This is a genomic window from Mesorhizobium sp. WSM4819 (assembly GCF_055811215.1).
On sequence record NZ_JBVVQO010000002.1, the window covers coordinates 177,789 to 190,566 of the forward strand.

15 protein-coding genes and 1 other RNA gene are annotated in these 12,778 nt (G+C 62.7%); 5 read left to right on the forward strand and 11 right to left on the reverse strand.

All coding sequences use genetic code 11. The features are described from left to right. Positions 1 to 138: 138 nt before the first annotated feature. From AC0L18_RS02945 to ffs, 3 genes are all read right to left on the reverse strand, one after another. Positions 139 to 462: a YbaB/EbfC family nucleoid-associated protein gene (locus AC0L18_RS02945; protein ID WP_023802083.1), complete on the reverse strand. Its 324-nt coding sequence runs from the start codon at positions 460 to 462 to the stop codon at positions 139 to 141. Between the two features lie 96 nt (positions 463 to 558). Beyond that, positions 559 to 2,400: a DNA polymerase III subunit gamma/tau gene (locus AC0L18_RS02950; RefSeq protein WP_473490544.1), complete on the reverse strand. Its 1,842-nt coding sequence runs from the start codon at positions 2,398 to 2,400 to the stop codon at positions 559 to 561. Positions 2,401 to 2,505: 105 nt separating this feature from the next. Beyond that, an RNA gene (ffs, locus tag AC0L18_RS02955) (signal recognition particle sRNA small type) lies at positions 2,506 to 2,602 on the reverse strand. 365 nt (positions 2,603 to 2,967) lie between these two features. Here ffs and AC0L18_RS02960 point away from each other — a divergent pair. From AC0L18_RS02960 to AC0L18_RS02970, 3 genes are read left to right on the forward strand one after another with little or no spacing between them, the layout of a single operon-like run. Next, positions 2,968 to 3,387, forward strand: coding sequence for an HIT domain-containing protein (locus AC0L18_RS02960; protein ID WP_023802081.1), 420 nt, complete (start codon positions 2,968 to 2,970; stop codon positions 3,385 to 3,387). A gap of 34 nt (positions 3,388 to 3,421) precedes the next feature. Continuing rightward, on the forward strand, positions 3,422 to 4,363 hold the full coding sequence (gene nudC / locus AC0L18_RS02965) for an NAD(+) diphosphatase (RefSeq protein WP_473490545.1): 942 nt from the start codon (positions 3,422 to 3,424) through the stop codon (positions 4,361 to 4,363). A gap of 18 nt (positions 4,364 to 4,381) precedes the next feature. Then, entirely contained in the window at positions 4,382 to 4,675 is a 294-nt protein-coding gene (locus tag AC0L18_RS02970) for a Dabb family protein (protein ID WP_128170948.1), read from the forward strand. On the opposite strand, the gene AC0L18_RS02975 is transcribed toward AC0L18_RS02970, so the two are convergent. From AC0L18_RS02975 to AC0L18_RS02995, 5 genes are all read right to left on the reverse strand, one after another. Further along, positions 4,672 to 5,322 (reverse strand): glutathione S-transferase family protein, encoded by a 651-nt coding sequence (locus AC0L18_RS02975; protein WP_473490546.1) that lies wholly within the window; start codon positions 5,320 to 5,322, stop codon positions 4,672 to 4,674. The genes AC0L18_RS02970 and AC0L18_RS02975 overlap by 4 nt on opposite strands. 379 nt (positions 5,323 to 5,701) lie before the next feature. Next, the gene (locus tag AC0L18_RS02980) at positions 5,702 to 6,388 is read right to left on the reverse strand and encodes a hypothetical protein (protein WP_473490547.1); all 687 of its coding nucleotides are present in this window, start codon (positions 6,386 to 6,388) and stop codon (positions 5,702 to 5,704) included. Positions 6,389 to 6,605: 217 nt separating this feature from the next. Further along, positions 6,606 to 7,118: an isoprenylcysteine carboxylmethyltransferase family protein gene (locus AC0L18_RS02985; protein ID WP_473490548.1), complete on the reverse strand. Its 513-nt coding sequence runs from the start codon at positions 7,116 to 7,118 to the stop codon at positions 6,606 to 6,608. A 153-nt stretch (positions 7,119 to 7,271) separates the two neighbouring features. After that, a complete protein-coding gene (locus AC0L18_RS02990; protein ID WP_473490549.1) occupies positions 7,272 to 7,856 on the reverse strand; it encodes a nuclear transport factor 2 family protein in 585 nt (194 codons plus the stop codon). 58 nt (positions 7,857 to 7,914) lie between these two features. Next, positions 7,915 to 8,511, reverse strand: coding sequence for a VOC family protein (locus AC0L18_RS02995; RefSeq protein WP_473490550.1), 597 nt, complete (start codon positions 8,509 to 8,511; stop codon positions 7,915 to 7,917). 289 nt (positions 8,512 to 8,800) lie between these two features. Here AC0L18_RS02995 and AC0L18_RS03000 point away from each other — a divergent pair, with 289 nt between their 5' ends. After that, on the forward strand, positions 8,801 to 9,274 hold the full coding sequence (locus AC0L18_RS03000; RefSeq protein WP_473490551.1) for a VOC family protein: 474 nt from the start codon (positions 8,801 to 8,803) through the stop codon (positions 9,272 to 9,274). A 64-nt stretch (positions 9,275 to 9,338) separates the two neighbouring features. Here the strand turns inward: AC0L18_RS03000 and AC0L18_RS03005 are convergent, their stop codons facing one another. Genes AC0L18_RS03005 through AC0L18_RS03015 form a run of 3 tightly spaced genes read right to left on the reverse strand, consistent with a single transcriptional unit; the run spans position 9,339 to position 11,806 of the window. Continuing rightward, positions 9,339 to 10,142, reverse strand: a complete 804-nt coding sequence (locus tag AC0L18_RS03005) for an alpha/beta hydrolase (protein WP_473490552.1) — start codon at positions 10,140 to 10,142, stop codon at positions 9,339 to 9,341. A 44-nt stretch (positions 10,143 to 10,186) separates the two neighbouring features. Then, on the reverse strand, positions 10,187 to 11,050 hold the full coding sequence (locus AC0L18_RS03010; RefSeq protein ID WP_473490553.1) for a prephenate dehydratase: 864 nt from the start codon (positions 11,048 to 11,050) through the stop codon (positions 10,187 to 10,189). Between the two features lie 27 nt (positions 11,051 to 11,077). Further along, positions 11,078 to 11,806, reverse strand: coding sequence for a 3-deoxy-manno-octulosonate cytidylyltransferase (locus AC0L18_RS03015; RefSeq protein WP_473490554.1), 729 nt, complete (start codon positions 11,804 to 11,806; stop codon positions 11,078 to 11,080). A gap of 193 nt (positions 11,807 to 11,999) precedes the next feature. On the opposite strand from AC0L18_RS03015, the gene AC0L18_RS03020 reads away from it, so the two are divergent. Further along, on the forward strand, positions 12,000 to 12,674 hold the full coding sequence (locus tag AC0L18_RS03020; RefSeq protein ID WP_473490555.1) for a c-type cytochrome: 675 nt from the start codon (positions 12,000 to 12,002) through the stop codon (positions 12,672 to 12,674). Positions 12,675 to 12,778 lie beyond the last annotated feature (104 nt).

The following is a 12,778-nucleotide window of genomic DNA, read 5'->3' on the forward strand; positions in this document are numbered from 1 at the left end:
GGCTGTTGGAAAGTCGTTCCGGCGAGTCATATGGTGGTGGTTTCGAGAACCGGAGCGGAGCGGACATTTTGGGTCCGTGAGCACCGGAAGCGCAGAAACCGCCATCAGATGGCCGCCGGAGTAGAGTTTCCAAGCCTCTTAGAACGGCAGCTTCATTCCCGGCGGAATCGGCAGTCCTGCGGTCAGTGCCTGGGTCTTTTCCTGCATCATCTGTTCGACCTTGGCCCTGGCGTCATTGTGGGCGGCGAGAAGCAGATCCTCCAGAATCTCGACCTCGTCCTCCTTGAACAGTGACGGGTCGATTTTCAGGGACTTCATCTCGAATTTGCCGGTCAGCGTCACGCTGACCAGGCCGCCGCCGGCCTGTCCGGTGGCTTCCAACGTGGCGATCTCGTCCTGCATGGCCTGGAACTTGGCCTGCATTTCTTTCGCCTTGCCCATCAGGCCGAGAAGATCTTTCATCGCGTGGTCCTCTACGATTGATTTGTTTCTTTTTTAAGCATGATCGTCTCCGAAAACCGGCTCCCATTTTTTTTTGCTTCGCTGACCTTCGGTTGCTCAGGTTTCGTCTTCGTCGGTGGCCGGCTCGATCGGAACCTCGGCCTCCACCGCATCGGCTTCCGGTGCGTCGGGAATGCGCACGTCGATGATCTTGGCGCCGGGAAAACGCGCCAGGATGGCGGCGACGGTCGGGTCGCTCTTGGCATCAAGGAGGGCGTTTTCGCGCTTGGTCGATTCCATCTCGGCCAGCGTCTGGCCGCCCGCTTCCTTCGACAGCGACACCAGCCAGCTGCGTCCGGTCCAAGCGCGCAATTTGGCGGTCAGATCGTTGAGCAGCATCTTCGGCGCGTCGTCGGTCAGGCTGACGTCGATGCGGCCCGGCTCGATGCGCACCAGGCGCACGCAGCGCTTGACCAGCACCTTGAAGGCGATGTCGCGCTGGGCGTCGGCAAGGGCGATGATGTCGGCCAGCGATTTCACCGGCACCGGCGGCGCATCGGCGACCGGCTCCGGCGCCGGAACGAAAGGCGCAGGCATCGGCTCGGGTTCGACCAGCCGCATGGTCTGGGCGCCGCCATTGGCCGCCGGCATCCGCGTCTGCGCCACGCTGGCGCCGCCATTACCGGGATTTGCTGGGCCGGGATTTGCCGGGCCGGGATTTGCGGCGGCAGGGGTTGCGGGTGCACCATTCGAGCGTGGCGCGCCATTCGGCACCGACGCTGCGCCCTCCAGCGATTTCAGCGCCTCGTCCAGTGTCGGCAAGTCGGCGGCATGCGCCAGCCGGATCAGCACCATTTCGGCGGCGCTGACCGGCCGGTTGGAGGACTGCACCTCGGGAATGCCTTTCAACAGCATCTGCCAGGTCCGCGACAGCACCCTGACCGACAGCGCCTTGGCGAAATCGGCGCCGCGCCGTCGCTCGTCCTCTGACAGCGAGGCGTCCTCGAGGGCTGTCGGCACGAAGCGCAGCCGGGTGACGAGATGGTTGAACTCGGCCAGGTCGGTCAGCACAGCGGCCGGATCGGCGCCGGTGTCGTACTGGTTGCGGAATTCGGCCAGTGCGGCCGCCACATCGCCTTTCATCACATGTTCGAACAGGTCGACGATGCGGGCGCGGTCGGCCAGCCCGAGCATGGCGCGCACCGCTTCGGCGCTGACCACGCCGCTGCCATGGGCGATCGCCTGGTCGAGAATGGACAGCGAATCGCGCGCCGAGCCCTCGGCCGCACGGGCGATCATCGCCAGCGCGTCGTCATCGACCGCGATGCCTTCTTTTCTGGCGATCGAGGAGAGGTGCGCGACCAACGTGCCGGCATCGATACGCCTGAGATCGAAGCGCTGGCAGCGCGACAGAACGGTGATCGGAACTTTTCTGATTTCGGTGGTGGCGAAAATGAATTTGACGTGCGGCGGCGGCTCTTCCAGCGTCTTCAGCAGGCCGTTGAAGGCCTGCGTCGAGAGCATGTGCACTTCGTCGATGATGTAGACCTTGTAGCGCGCCGACACCGGCGCGTAACGCACGCGCTCGATGATGTCTCTGATGTCGTCGATGCCGGTGTGCGAGGCGGCGTCCATCTCAATGACGTCGACATGGCGGCCTTCCATGATCGCCTGGCAATGCTCGCCCGGCACGGCAAGATCGACCGAAGGCTGGTCGACATCAGATGTTTTGTAGTTCAGGGCCCGCGCCAGTATGCGCGCCGTCGTCGTCTTGCCGACACCGCGCACGCCGGTCAGCATCCAGGCCTGGGCGATGCGGCCGGTGGCGAAAGCGTTGGTGAGGGTGCGGACCATCGGCTCCTGGCCGATCAGTTCGGAGAAATTGGCAGGACGGTATTTGCGCGCCAGAACGCGATAGGCGGCGGCTTTTTCCGTTCCCGAATTTCCGGCTTCGCTCATTCGCCCGTAAAGCTCCAAGGGCCGCGGCTCAAGGCGGCCGATTCCTGCGCATAGTTTCGCCCGCAGGGCTTGGCGCCGTCAATGTCGCGGGAGAAAGGCGAAGAGGTGGGAGGCTGGAACAATGACCCGTTCCGGGCTCGTTAGGGCTGCTTCCTTCCGGACCTGACCCGGTTGGCGAGTGGACCGTCCACCACCAACCTCCCGGCTCCCATATCGGCAATCCGGCGATGAAATGCAAGGGCGCAGTGACAGGCGGCGAAACCAGAAAATAAAAAAACCGCCTCGGAGGCGGATCGCTGGCGCGATTAAGCACCAAGTTGAAACTACTGGCATAGCGGCCGGCACAAAGCAAGAACAGATGAGCGAAAGCCATGACCGGCAGACCAGAGAGGGCGAGATGGTGACTTCATTCCAGCCCAAAGTCTTGGCAGACCATACCCTGAGTTCTTCGCCGGACCATCATCGCCACGATAGGCCTTGATTCGCTTGCCGCCCTCTTGCGGGCTAACGGCGGCCGCTCTAGCGTCCATGGAGTAAAAAAATACTACAAAAGTGAAGGAAACGCCGATGTCGCCGGGCCTCGAGGCCGGATTCACGCTGGATGCTCGTCTGGAGGCCGACAGCGAGCAGTTGATGTGGCTCGGCCTGTGCGAGTTGCGGGTGATGAACGACCGCCGCTGGCCGTGGCTGCTTCTGGTGCCGCAGCGGCCGGGCGCGGAGGAAATCCATGATTTGACGCCGCTCGACCAGGCGATGCTGACCTTCGAGACCAATATGGTGGCGCAGGCGCTGAAAAGCGTGACCGGCTGCACCAAGATAAACAGCGGCGCACTTGGCAACATCGTCCGCCAGTTGCATGTCCATGTCATCGCGCGCTCGGAAGGCGATCCCGGCTGGCCGGGCCCGGTGTGGGGGCACGGTATGCGCGAGCCCTACGAGCGCTCGGACCTCCGCCGGTTTGCGCAGAAGATAAAGGCGGCGCTATAAGCCTGTCCCGTGTCCATCCTGAAGTTGAGTCTCGATGAGCTTCCGCCTGTTTGACGCGCCCTTGCGCGAGCCGAGCCAGTTCGTCGGCTTTGCCGGCAACATGATCGACCGGCAATCGGAAAACCGCGCCGACGATTCCGTCGAAAAGGCGCTCGCCGATCCTTCAGCCAGGCTTTTGCTGATTCATGGCGGGCGGCTCTACCTGAAGCTCATTGGTGGCGGCTTCGACCCCTGGTTCGGCGCCGAGGAAAGCCGGCCGCTCGAGGCGTCGCTCGACCGTGGCGTCCTGCTCGGTTTTTCCGACAGCGGCCCGGTGCTCGCCGTACCGGCCGGCATCGACCCCGAACAGCTGCCCGATACCATCAAGGCCATCGACTATCGCTCGGTCTACATGCAGGGGCTGATCGACGAGGCGGCGGCCGGCGCGATGGCGCAAGGAGCAGCGCTGCTCGCCTGGCATGCCAGCCACCGCTTCTGCAGCAAATGCGGCGCTGAAGCCGCGATGCGGGCCGGCGGCTACAAGCGGCTTTGCCCGGCCTGCGCCACCGAGCATTTTCCGCGAACCGACCCGGTGGCGATCATGCTGACGGCGACGCGTGAAAAATGCCTGCTCGGCCGCGGCCGGCATTTCGCGCCCGGCATGTATTCGGCGCTTGCCGGCTTCATCGAGCCGGGCGAGACGATCGAGGCGGCGGTGCGCCGTGAAACGCTGGAGGAAGCCGGTATCCGGCTTGGCCGCGTCGTCTATCACGCCAGCCAGCCCTGGCCGTTTCCCTATTCGCTGATGATCGGCTGCTTCGGCGAGCCGCTCAACGACGACATCCAGGCCGACCTCAACGAGTTGGAAGACTGCCGCTGGTTCTTTCGCGACGAGGTGCTGTCGATGCTGGCCCGCGAGCATCCGGGCGGCCTGGTCACGCCGCCGAAGGGGGCGATCGCCTACAACCTCATCCGCGCCTGGGCCGACAGCGCATAGCCTGCAGGGGAAGCAAAAATGATCCGTCATACAGTGGTGTTCAGGCTGAAGCACAAGGAGAGCTCGGCCGAGGAGGCAAAATTTCTGGCAGACGCCAAAATACTGGCGGCGATACCGGGCGTCGAGAAATTCGAGCAGTTGCGGCAGGTCAGCCCGAAGAACGATTATCGTTTCGGCTTCTCGATGGAGTTCGCCGACCAGGCTGCCTATTCCGGCTACAACGACCATCCCGACCACGTCGCCTTCGTCCGCGACCGCTGGATCCCGGAAGTCGCGGCGTTTTTGGAGATCGACTACGCGCCGCTGAGTTAAGTTGGTGACTTGCCGGTGAAAACCGCCAGTTGAGCGGCGAAAGCACGCTTGTAGGCGGGCCGGGCTTCGCCACGGGCGACATAGGCGGAGAGGTTCGGATATTCGTCCAGCATACCCGACCCGCTCAACCTTAGCAGCACGTGCACCATCATCAGGTCTCCGGCGCTGAATGCACCATCGAGCCAGTCGGCATCGCCAAGGCGACCGGAAAGCTCGCCCAGCCGGTCACGGATGCGATCTTCGACCATAGGCAGGCGCTGTTCGTGCCAGGTCTCGTCGCGCTCCAGGAGCACGGCGGTTTGGCGTTCAAGGATCGGCGGCTCCACGGTGTTTAGCGCGGCAAACATCCATGAGATTGCGCGCGCCCTGGCATTCGCCTCGTCCGGCAGCAGGCCCGCATGGCGCTCGGCGATATGGAACACGATCGCCCCCGACTCGAACAGCGCGAGATCGCCTTCTTCAAAGGTCGGAATCTGCCCGAAAGGATGAAGCGCGAGTTGCGCGGGTTCCTTCATCGCTTTGAACGAAACGAGACGAACCTTGTAAGGCAGGCCGACTTCTTCGAGCGCCCAGCGAACACGCATGTCGCGCGCCAGTCCCCTGCCGCGATCGGGCGACCGTTCAAAGGCGGTGATGGTGGGGCTCATTGGCAGGCTCCAGGTGATTGAATGACGCCATCGTGCGTGCCGTCGTTGATCGAGATCAGGCTCCGCATCTCGTCGCCTTCCTTCTTCGATTGTGCCAAGCAAAGGACGAATGTCGAGCCGGAATTCCGACATCTGGGTAAGAGAAGTTCGCGGGATCTGGGAGTGATCTCGCAGTCAGCCCCGGTGCTGTCGCCGCGCCGGAAGATGGCGTGAGATTCGGGTCCGGCGAAGACTGGCTTGCTTGAGCCCGTTGTCCCACATGTGACTGGCGCTGTCCTGGCGTTGCCGAGATTGCGTTCGTTGAGCGCCCGCGCCGAGCGCGTGCGCTCCGAGCGTCACCTGCCGCTCGGCGCGAGCCGAACGGCAGGTGGGCTGGGTCTTACTGGCCTGATGCATGCTGGTGGGCGTGTGGCGCACCGGGATTGTGATGCGCGCAGGTCACCCGCGGATTGAACTGGGCGAAGATGCCGTTCGGGTTTTCTCGATAGAGCCAGACATGCCGGTCGTGATGCGGCTCGAAGTTATGCGCCTCATCCACGGGCGTCGCCGGGTCGTCGATCATAGTGTCCCAGGGAACGCCGTGGAACGAAGGCGGGGCGTCGTGGCCGGCTTCCTTCCACGCTTTCGCGAAGACGAGATTCTCCACCGCGATCAGCTCGAGCGATCCGTCGGCCTGCGGCTCGTAGACGAGGACCGCGGGCTTGCCGAAGTCCGTGTGCGTGCCGGTGCCGTCGACGCGCGGGTTGGGCGGAGCGGTGATGCCGAGCATATCGGGGCGAAAGTAATGGAGGCCCATAGCCCCTAATTTCGGCGGCTGTCCCGTCATTTCGGCGGTCTCGCACATGTTTGCGGGATCGCGGATGTAGCCCTCCGCGACCGCGACATTGACGTTGCGGAACCGCTCCGTTGCCTGGCGGATTTCGGCAAGGCTCGGCTCGCCGGGCGCGGGGGACGATGATGCGTCGATCCGCGCTGCCTCCGCAAGTGTCAGCGGAGCGGCCGGGGCGGCGGTGATAATTATGATCGCGATTGCAGACGCGACAAAGGTTGCTGATCTTGAGGTCATCTGGATGATCTCCCGTATTCCTATCTTGTGATGACGTGGTAACTATGCCTGTAATTGGCACACTTAGTTTCTCTCGACGTCCCGAGGCAACCTGGCTACCACCACAATGTTTATGCAGTATGTCTCGATTGTTTCATTTGAAATGCATCAACTTGTTTGATTGATAACCACCTCTGTTTATACTGAAGCGCCCCAACAAGCAGACGGCATCAGTCTGTCAGTAGCCAGGGAAGTGCTTGCGCATGGCCCGCTCCTCCTGGAATATGCGGATGCCAAGCGGCACCGCGTAAATCGCCAGGCCGACCACAAGAGTGAAAAAGGCATGCAGCGTAAGCGCGAAACCAAGGAGCTCGGGGAGAATGTTGAGATAATAGTTCGGATGGCGAACCCACCCAAAAAGAGGGTGCGTTATCAGCACATGGTCTCGGGCGATCATTAGCTTTACCGTCCAGAAACGACCAAGCAGAAACGCGACGACCAGCAACATCACGGCACCGAAGCCATACAGGACTAGCCCGATGATCGTGACGAGGTCGAAAGACGTCGGTCGAGCAAGGCCTTCAATCGAAGCTGCGATGTAAAACGTAATGTGGGCCAGGGCGAGCCAGCGCGAGTTCCGCGAACCGTACTCGATGGCCCGGTTCTCTCGCAGCGCTTTTTCATTTCGCATCGAGATCGCAAGCATCACGATGCGAAAGACAATGGCTGCGATGATGAACAAGATAAGCATGCGGACGCATTCCAATCACAAGTTTCACCGCGTCGACGGAAGCTACCGTCGTAGCCAGCGGTGCCGCCATGCGGACGGTAATAATCCGGCCGCAGCGACTCTCAATCCGAGAGCCGCCACGCCGATCGGTCTCTTTCGCGGCGCTGCCGGTCTTCACCTGTCTCTTCTTGGCCGCGCGAAGCGCGCGGAGGAGGAAATCAGCGCGTTGAGCGGCTCGGCTGCATCGGTCAGCGCGCGTGATTGCGTCGCACCGAGGATCGGCAGAGCCGTCTTGTCGATCAGTCCGATCTGCGCAAGCACCGAAGCTTGGTCCCAATAGATGTGCTCGCTTTCGACCCGGCCGTCCTGAATTGAAACGATAGCGACCACCGGGATGTTCACCGGCCTGCCGGTCGGCTCGACGCCGGGCAGGATCCACGGCATCTCGATATCGTGAATGAAAGAGAACAGAAACTCGTCGACGATGCGTTTCTCTCCTACGGTCCGTGAGATGAGATCGAGCCTGGTGTTTTGCGGACTGCGGCCAATAAAGGACGTCGCATAGAAGTTCCGGACGTTGTCCCAGCCGCGGCCGCCGGTGGCGACCGGTACATGAATGACGTGTGGGTCGTTGACCATGGTCTGCATGGTTGCATCGACGTCCTTGGTGATGAATTCGTGATCCATATGGGCCTGCCAGACGTCCGTCATGACATGGTCAGGCGCAGCAGTACGCGTCCGTGGTAGCGGTGTCGTCATTGCTATTTCCTCGTCAGACGTGAGAATTGAATAGTGGGAGGGATGAAGGAGCGACCCGCTACGACGCGGATGCGAACGGCAGAGATTGTGGCGTCTGTTCACTCGCCTGCCGCACCAGTTGCTCGACCTCCTGCCGCAACGCCTCTTCGGGCAGCGCCAAATCGAGCGGATCCCCGTAAGGCTGGTCGAAGGCCATGCCGGTCGCCCAGTAGACTTCGACGAGATTTCCCTCAGGGTCATCGAAATAGAACGCAAGCGATACACCGTGATTGAAGGCCATTTTGATCGGCAGCCCCATGTCGATGATGCGCGTGTAAGCGGCGCGCAGATCGGCCAATGTGCCAACCTTGAAGGCGATGTGGCGCAAGGCAGGATTGGTGAAGATCGCGATCTGATGGGACTCTTCGGCCGGATCGCTGCTCAGGAAGGCGGTGGCGCCGAACGGGTTTTCTTCGCCGCTGCCGCCGACCACCTGAAGGCCGAGGACATCCTCATAAAATCGCGCGAGCGCAGCCGGGTTTTCGGCGACCATGCCGACGTGGCGAAGACCAACGATCCGTGGCGCGGTCGGCCTGCCTGTTTTCTTCTCAGTTACGATGGCGGGATCGGACCGATCGACGGCGATCCCCCCGTTTCTGAAGTGCTTCGTGGTCATGGTGACAAACTCCGTGTTGACTCAATTCCGTCCGCTCGTCGATCCGATGCGAACGAAGGCGGGGCGAAAAATTCGCGGAGGACGTTACATTCCGATTTCAGGAGCGAAGGAATCTGCTTTCAATTGAAACACCTTCCGCAACCCACCTGTCATGTCCATGGCCGGCCACCCTGTGATGGTGTGCAGAAAGGCCAACTCCAGTCATCGCAGGGTGGAGAAAAGTGGTTGGCTACCTATTTCGGAAGAGGGCGGATGGGGAACTTGGCCCCAAAGCGAAAGGAACCCGCAAATGGCAAAGAATACGATTTGCCTCTGGTACGATAAGGACGCCGAAGCTGCCGCCCGCTTCTACTCCGAGATATTTCCTGACAGCGTGGTGGGTGCTGTGCACCGTGCACCCAGTGACTACCCGGCCGGCAAAGAAGGCGACGTGTTGACGGTCGAATTCACAGTCGCAGGCCTTCCTTGTGTCGGCCTCAACGGGGGTCCCGAGTTCAAGCACAACGAAGCGTTCTCGTTCCAGATCGCCACCGACGATCAGGAGGAGACCGACCGTTATTGGAATGCCATCGTCGGCAATGGCGGCCAGGAGAGCGTGTGCGGCTGGTGCAAAGACAAATGGGGGATTTCCTGGCAAATCACGCCGCGCGTGCTGACTGACGCGATGGCGGCTGGCGGCGACGAGGCAAAGCGCGCGTTTGATGCGATGATGACCATGGTGAAAATCGACGTCGCCGCGATCGAGGCGGCGCGGCGCGGTTGACGCCCCATTGTGTCTTGCGGCCAAATTGCTGCCAGAGCTTGTCCGTTCGCCACCCAACTGCTCGTCAATCGCGCGTGACCGCCGCAACGGAGGCGCGTAGCGCTCCGGCGAAGTCGGGATGGCCATAGAGGTCGTTGTGGCCAGCCGCTATGGCGATGTGGCTGCGCAGGTCACGGGCAGCCTCGCGCAGAGGTGCCGAACGCGCCGCAGGTACGATGGTGTCGTTCTCGGCGGTGATGACGGCTGTGGGCACATCGAGGTTGCGCAGCGTTTCTGCCGTCTCCATGCGGTGCCGCAGCAAGAGGCGCACCGGCAGCCAGGGATAGTGGTGAGCGGCGAGTTCTCTGAGCGAATCGAACGGGGTCACCATGACGATACCGCGCAACGGCCGGGCCGTCGCCAGATCGGCCGCAACCGCAGCGCCGATGCTAAGGCCGATGGCGACGATGCCGGCTTTGGCATCGCTGGCCAGCTGGTCATGGGCGCGTCGGGCGTCCTCGAACAGGGCGGCGGCCGACGGGCTGCCGCTGCTCGGCGCATAGCCGCGGTAGTGCAGCGCAGCGACCTCATGTTCGGGAAATAACTGGTGCAGCATCAGGGCAAGTGCGTCGGCGTTCCAGGCGTTGCCGGCGAACCCCAGCAGCAGCGGGCGTGGCTCGGCCGGCGCCTGCCTTGCCGGCAGGCGGACCAGAACGACGCGCTCGCCATCCTCTGTCGCCAGTTCGACATGGCGGGCCCCAGCCGGCAGATCGGGTCCGAACCCCGCAAGGCCGGCCGGAAAAATCAGCCAGGACTGGAGCACATACACGACGGCAACAATCACCGCATACAATCCAGCGACCGCGAGCGTCAGTTTCAAAAGCCACATCGCAGGAATGTCGCCCGATGCTCGTCACCTGGCAAGGCGCTGCGCTAGTCCGCCACCTTCCATTGCTCGCGCGACTGGCTGGCCGGGTAGACGCCCAGAATCCGCATTTCGCGCGAGAAGAAGGCAAGCTCGTCGAGCGCCAGTTTTACCAGCGGATCGTCGGGATGACCCTCGATGTCGGCATAGAACAGGGTCGCCGTGAATGCGCCGAGCTGGTAGCTCTCCAGCTTGGTCATGTTGATGCCGTTGGTGGCGAAGCCGCCCATCGCCTTGTAGAGCGCGGCCGGCACGTTGCGGACGCGGAAGATGAACGTCGTCATCATCCTGGCCTCGACCGAGGGACGTTCGGCCCACTGCCTGTTCCTGGTCAGCACGACGAAGCGGGTGACGTTGCTGTCGGTATCCTCGACATTCTGCTCGATGATGTCGAGCCCGTAGAGCGTCGAAGCCAGCGCCGGCGCCAGCGCGGCCATGGTGCGGTCCTTCAGCTCGGCAACCAGCTTGGCGGCGCCCGCCGTGTCGCCGGCGACCACCGGCTTCCAGCCGTTCTTGCGGATATATTTGCGGCACTGGCCGAGCGCATGGATGTGGCTGTGCACGGTCTTGATCTCGTCGCGCCTGACGCCCGGCAGAACCATCAGCTGGAAATGGATCGGCAGGAAATATTCGCCGACGATGTGCAGCTTCGATTCCGGCAGGAGATGATGGATGTCGGCGACGCGCCCGGCAATCGTGTTCTCGATCGGGATCATGGCGAGGTCGGCCTTGCCGGTCTCGACCGCATTGAAAGCATCCTCGAAGGTCGGGCACGGCAACGGCTCCATATCAGGGAACATGTTGCGGCAGGCGGTGTCGGAATTGGCGCCCGGCTCGCCCTGGAAGGCTATTCTGTTGGTTTTCTCAGGCATGCCAAATGTCTCAGGTGTCCAGATGTCTCAGGTTGAAAGGACGGTTCTGGCGCGTTCGAGATCGTCCGGCGTGTCGACGCCGAACGGCGCCGACTGCACGATCTCGGCATCGATGCGCATGCCGGCCTCCAGCGCCCGCAACTGCTCGAGCTTCTCGCGCCGTTCCAGCGGCGACGGCTTCAGCGCGACGAAGCGCTCGAGCGCTGAGCGGCGATAGGCATAGAGGCCGATGTGATGATAGAGCGGCCCCTCGCCCCAGGGTGCGGTGGCGCGGGTGAAATAGAGGGCCCGCAGCCGTGTCTCCGACTGCGTCGAGCCGACGATCTTGACGACATTCGGATTGGTCTTTTCCTCGTCGCGGACGATCTCGATGCAAAGCGTGGCGATGTCGACCGTCGCATCCTCGAAAGGCTTCAGTGCGGCATTGATGATGTCGGGATCGATGGTCGGCAGGTCGCCCTGCACATTGACGATGGTTTCGACCTTGCGCCCGGGATCCAGCGTGGCCAGCGCCTCGAAGATGCGGTCGGAGCCCGATTCGTGGCCGACGCGCGTCATCACCGCCTCGAAACCGTGCGTCCGCACCGCGTCCGCCACGCTGTCAGTATCGGTAGCGACCACCACCCGGCCGAGCCCGGCCTCGGCGGCGCGGCGGGCGACATGGACGATCATCGGAACGCCGGCGATGTCGGCCAGCGGCTTGCCCGGCAGGCGGGTCGAGGCCATGCGGGCCGGGATGAGGATCAGCGTGGACATCGGGTGATGAAGCATCCGAAAAAGAGGAAGGGAAAAGTGGCAAAAGGTCTCACTGGAAGCGCCCTTATAGGTGTTGCAACGCCAGAGCAAAAGACCTAGTTTCCGCCCGATTTGACCGCCTCGCGGGGTGGTTCACGATTGCCGACGGACGGAGTGGACAGATCGGTCCGCCGGAAAAGGGAGCCTGGGGCGTATGGACTCTTTCGAAATCAACAAGCTGATCGGCGGCCTGCTCGGAACCGTGTTCGTCGTCTTCTCGGTCGGCATCATATCCGACGCGCTGTTCGCCTCCCCAGCACCGGAAAAACCCGGCTACGCCATCGAGGCGACCGAGGAGCCTGCCGAGGGCGGCCCGGCAGCCCCCGCCGAAGCCAAGCCGATCGCCGACCTCCTGGCCAACGCCAATGCCGAGGCGGGTGCGGCCGTGTTCAAGAAGTGCCAGGCCTGCCACACCGGCGAAAAAGGCGGACCGAACAAGGTCGGCCCCGATCTGTGGGACATCGTCGACCGTCCCATCGCCGAACATGCGGGCTTCGCCTATTCGGCCGGCATGAAAGAGTTTTCCAAGGGCGGCGCGGAAAAATGGACCTACGACCACCTCAATAACTTTCTGCTTTCGCCGAAGAAGCTGGTGAAGGGCACGGCGATGGGCTTCGCCGGCCTGCCGAAGGACGAGGACCGTGCCAACGTCATCGCCTATCTGCGCACGCTGTCGGACAGTCCGAAGCCGCTGCCGACACCCGGCGCTTCGGCCGAGAATGCAGCCGCGCCCGCCGAAGGCGCGGCGCCGGCCAAGCCGGTAGAGGGTGCGGCACCGGCCGCACCAGCTCCGGCCCCTGCTGCTCCCGCACCGGCTCCGGCGCAATAACGCAATTGTAATCGAAACATTCCTTGAAAAGGCCGGGTTCAGCCCGGCTTTTTCAATTGGAAAAGCGCATGTGCGGCGACAAAGCCGGCCTGTCGCGGTTTTCA

Bases quoted from the DNA above. Each gene is read 5' to 3' on its own strand.
- AC0L18_RS02970 (WP_128170948.1), top strand. From the start codon at position 4,382: ATGATCCGTCATACAGTGGTGTTCAGGCTGAAGCACAAGGAGAGCTCG.
- AC0L18_RS02945 (WP_023802083.1), bottom strand. From the start codon at position 462: ATGAAAGATCTTCTCGGCCTGATGGGCAAGGCGAAAGAAATGCAGGCC.
- AC0L18_RS02975 (WP_473490546.1), bottom strand. From the start codon at position 5,322: ATGAGCCCCACCATCACCGCCTTTGAACGGTCGCCCGATCGCGGCAGG.
- AC0L18_RS02960 (WP_023802081.1), top strand. From the start codon at position 2,968: ATGTCGCCGGGCCTCGAGGCCGGATTCACGCTGGATGCTCGTCTGGAG.
- AC0L18_RS03015 (WP_473490554.1), bottom strand. From the start codon at position 11,806: ATGTCCACGCTGATCCTCATCCCGGCCCGCATGGCCTCGACCCGCCTG.
- AC0L18_RS03020 (WP_473490555.1), top strand. From the start codon at position 12,000: ATGGACTCTTTCGAAATCAACAAGCTGATCGGCGGCCTGCTCGGAACC.
- AC0L18_RS02950 (WP_473490544.1), bottom strand. From the start codon at position 2,400: ATGAGCGAAGCCGGAAATTCGGGAACGGAAAAAGCCGCCGCCTATCGC.
- AC0L18_RS02985 (WP_473490548.1), bottom strand. From the start codon at position 7,118: ATGCTTATCTTGTTCATCATCGCAGCCATTGTCTTTCGCATCGTGATG.
- AC0L18_RS03010 (WP_473490553.1), bottom strand. From the start codon at position 11,050: ATGCCTGAGAAAACCAACAGAATAGCCTTCCAGGGCGAGCCGGGCGCC.
- AC0L18_RS02990 (WP_473490549.1), bottom strand. From the start codon at position 7,856: ATGACGACACCGCTACCACGGACGCGTACTGCTGCGCCTGACCATGTC.
- AC0L18_RS02980 (WP_473490547.1), bottom strand. From the start codon at position 6,388: ATGACCTCAAGATCAGCAACCTTTGTCGCGTCTGCAATCGCGATCATA.
- AC0L18_RS02995 (WP_473490550.1), bottom strand. From the start codon at position 8,511: ATGACCACGAAGCACTTCAGAAACGGGGGGATCGCCGTCGATCGGTCC.
- nudC (WP_473490545.1), top strand. From the start codon at position 3,422: ATGAGCTTCCGCCTGTTTGACGCGCCCTTGCGCGAGCCGAGCCAGTTC.
- AC0L18_RS03000 (WP_473490551.1), top strand. From the start codon at position 8,801: ATGGCAAAGAATACGATTTGCCTCTGGTACGATAAGGACGCCGAAGCT.
- AC0L18_RS03005 (WP_473490552.1), bottom strand. From the start codon at position 10,142: ATGTGGCTTTTGAAACTGACGCTCGCGGTCGCTGGATTGTATGCGGTG.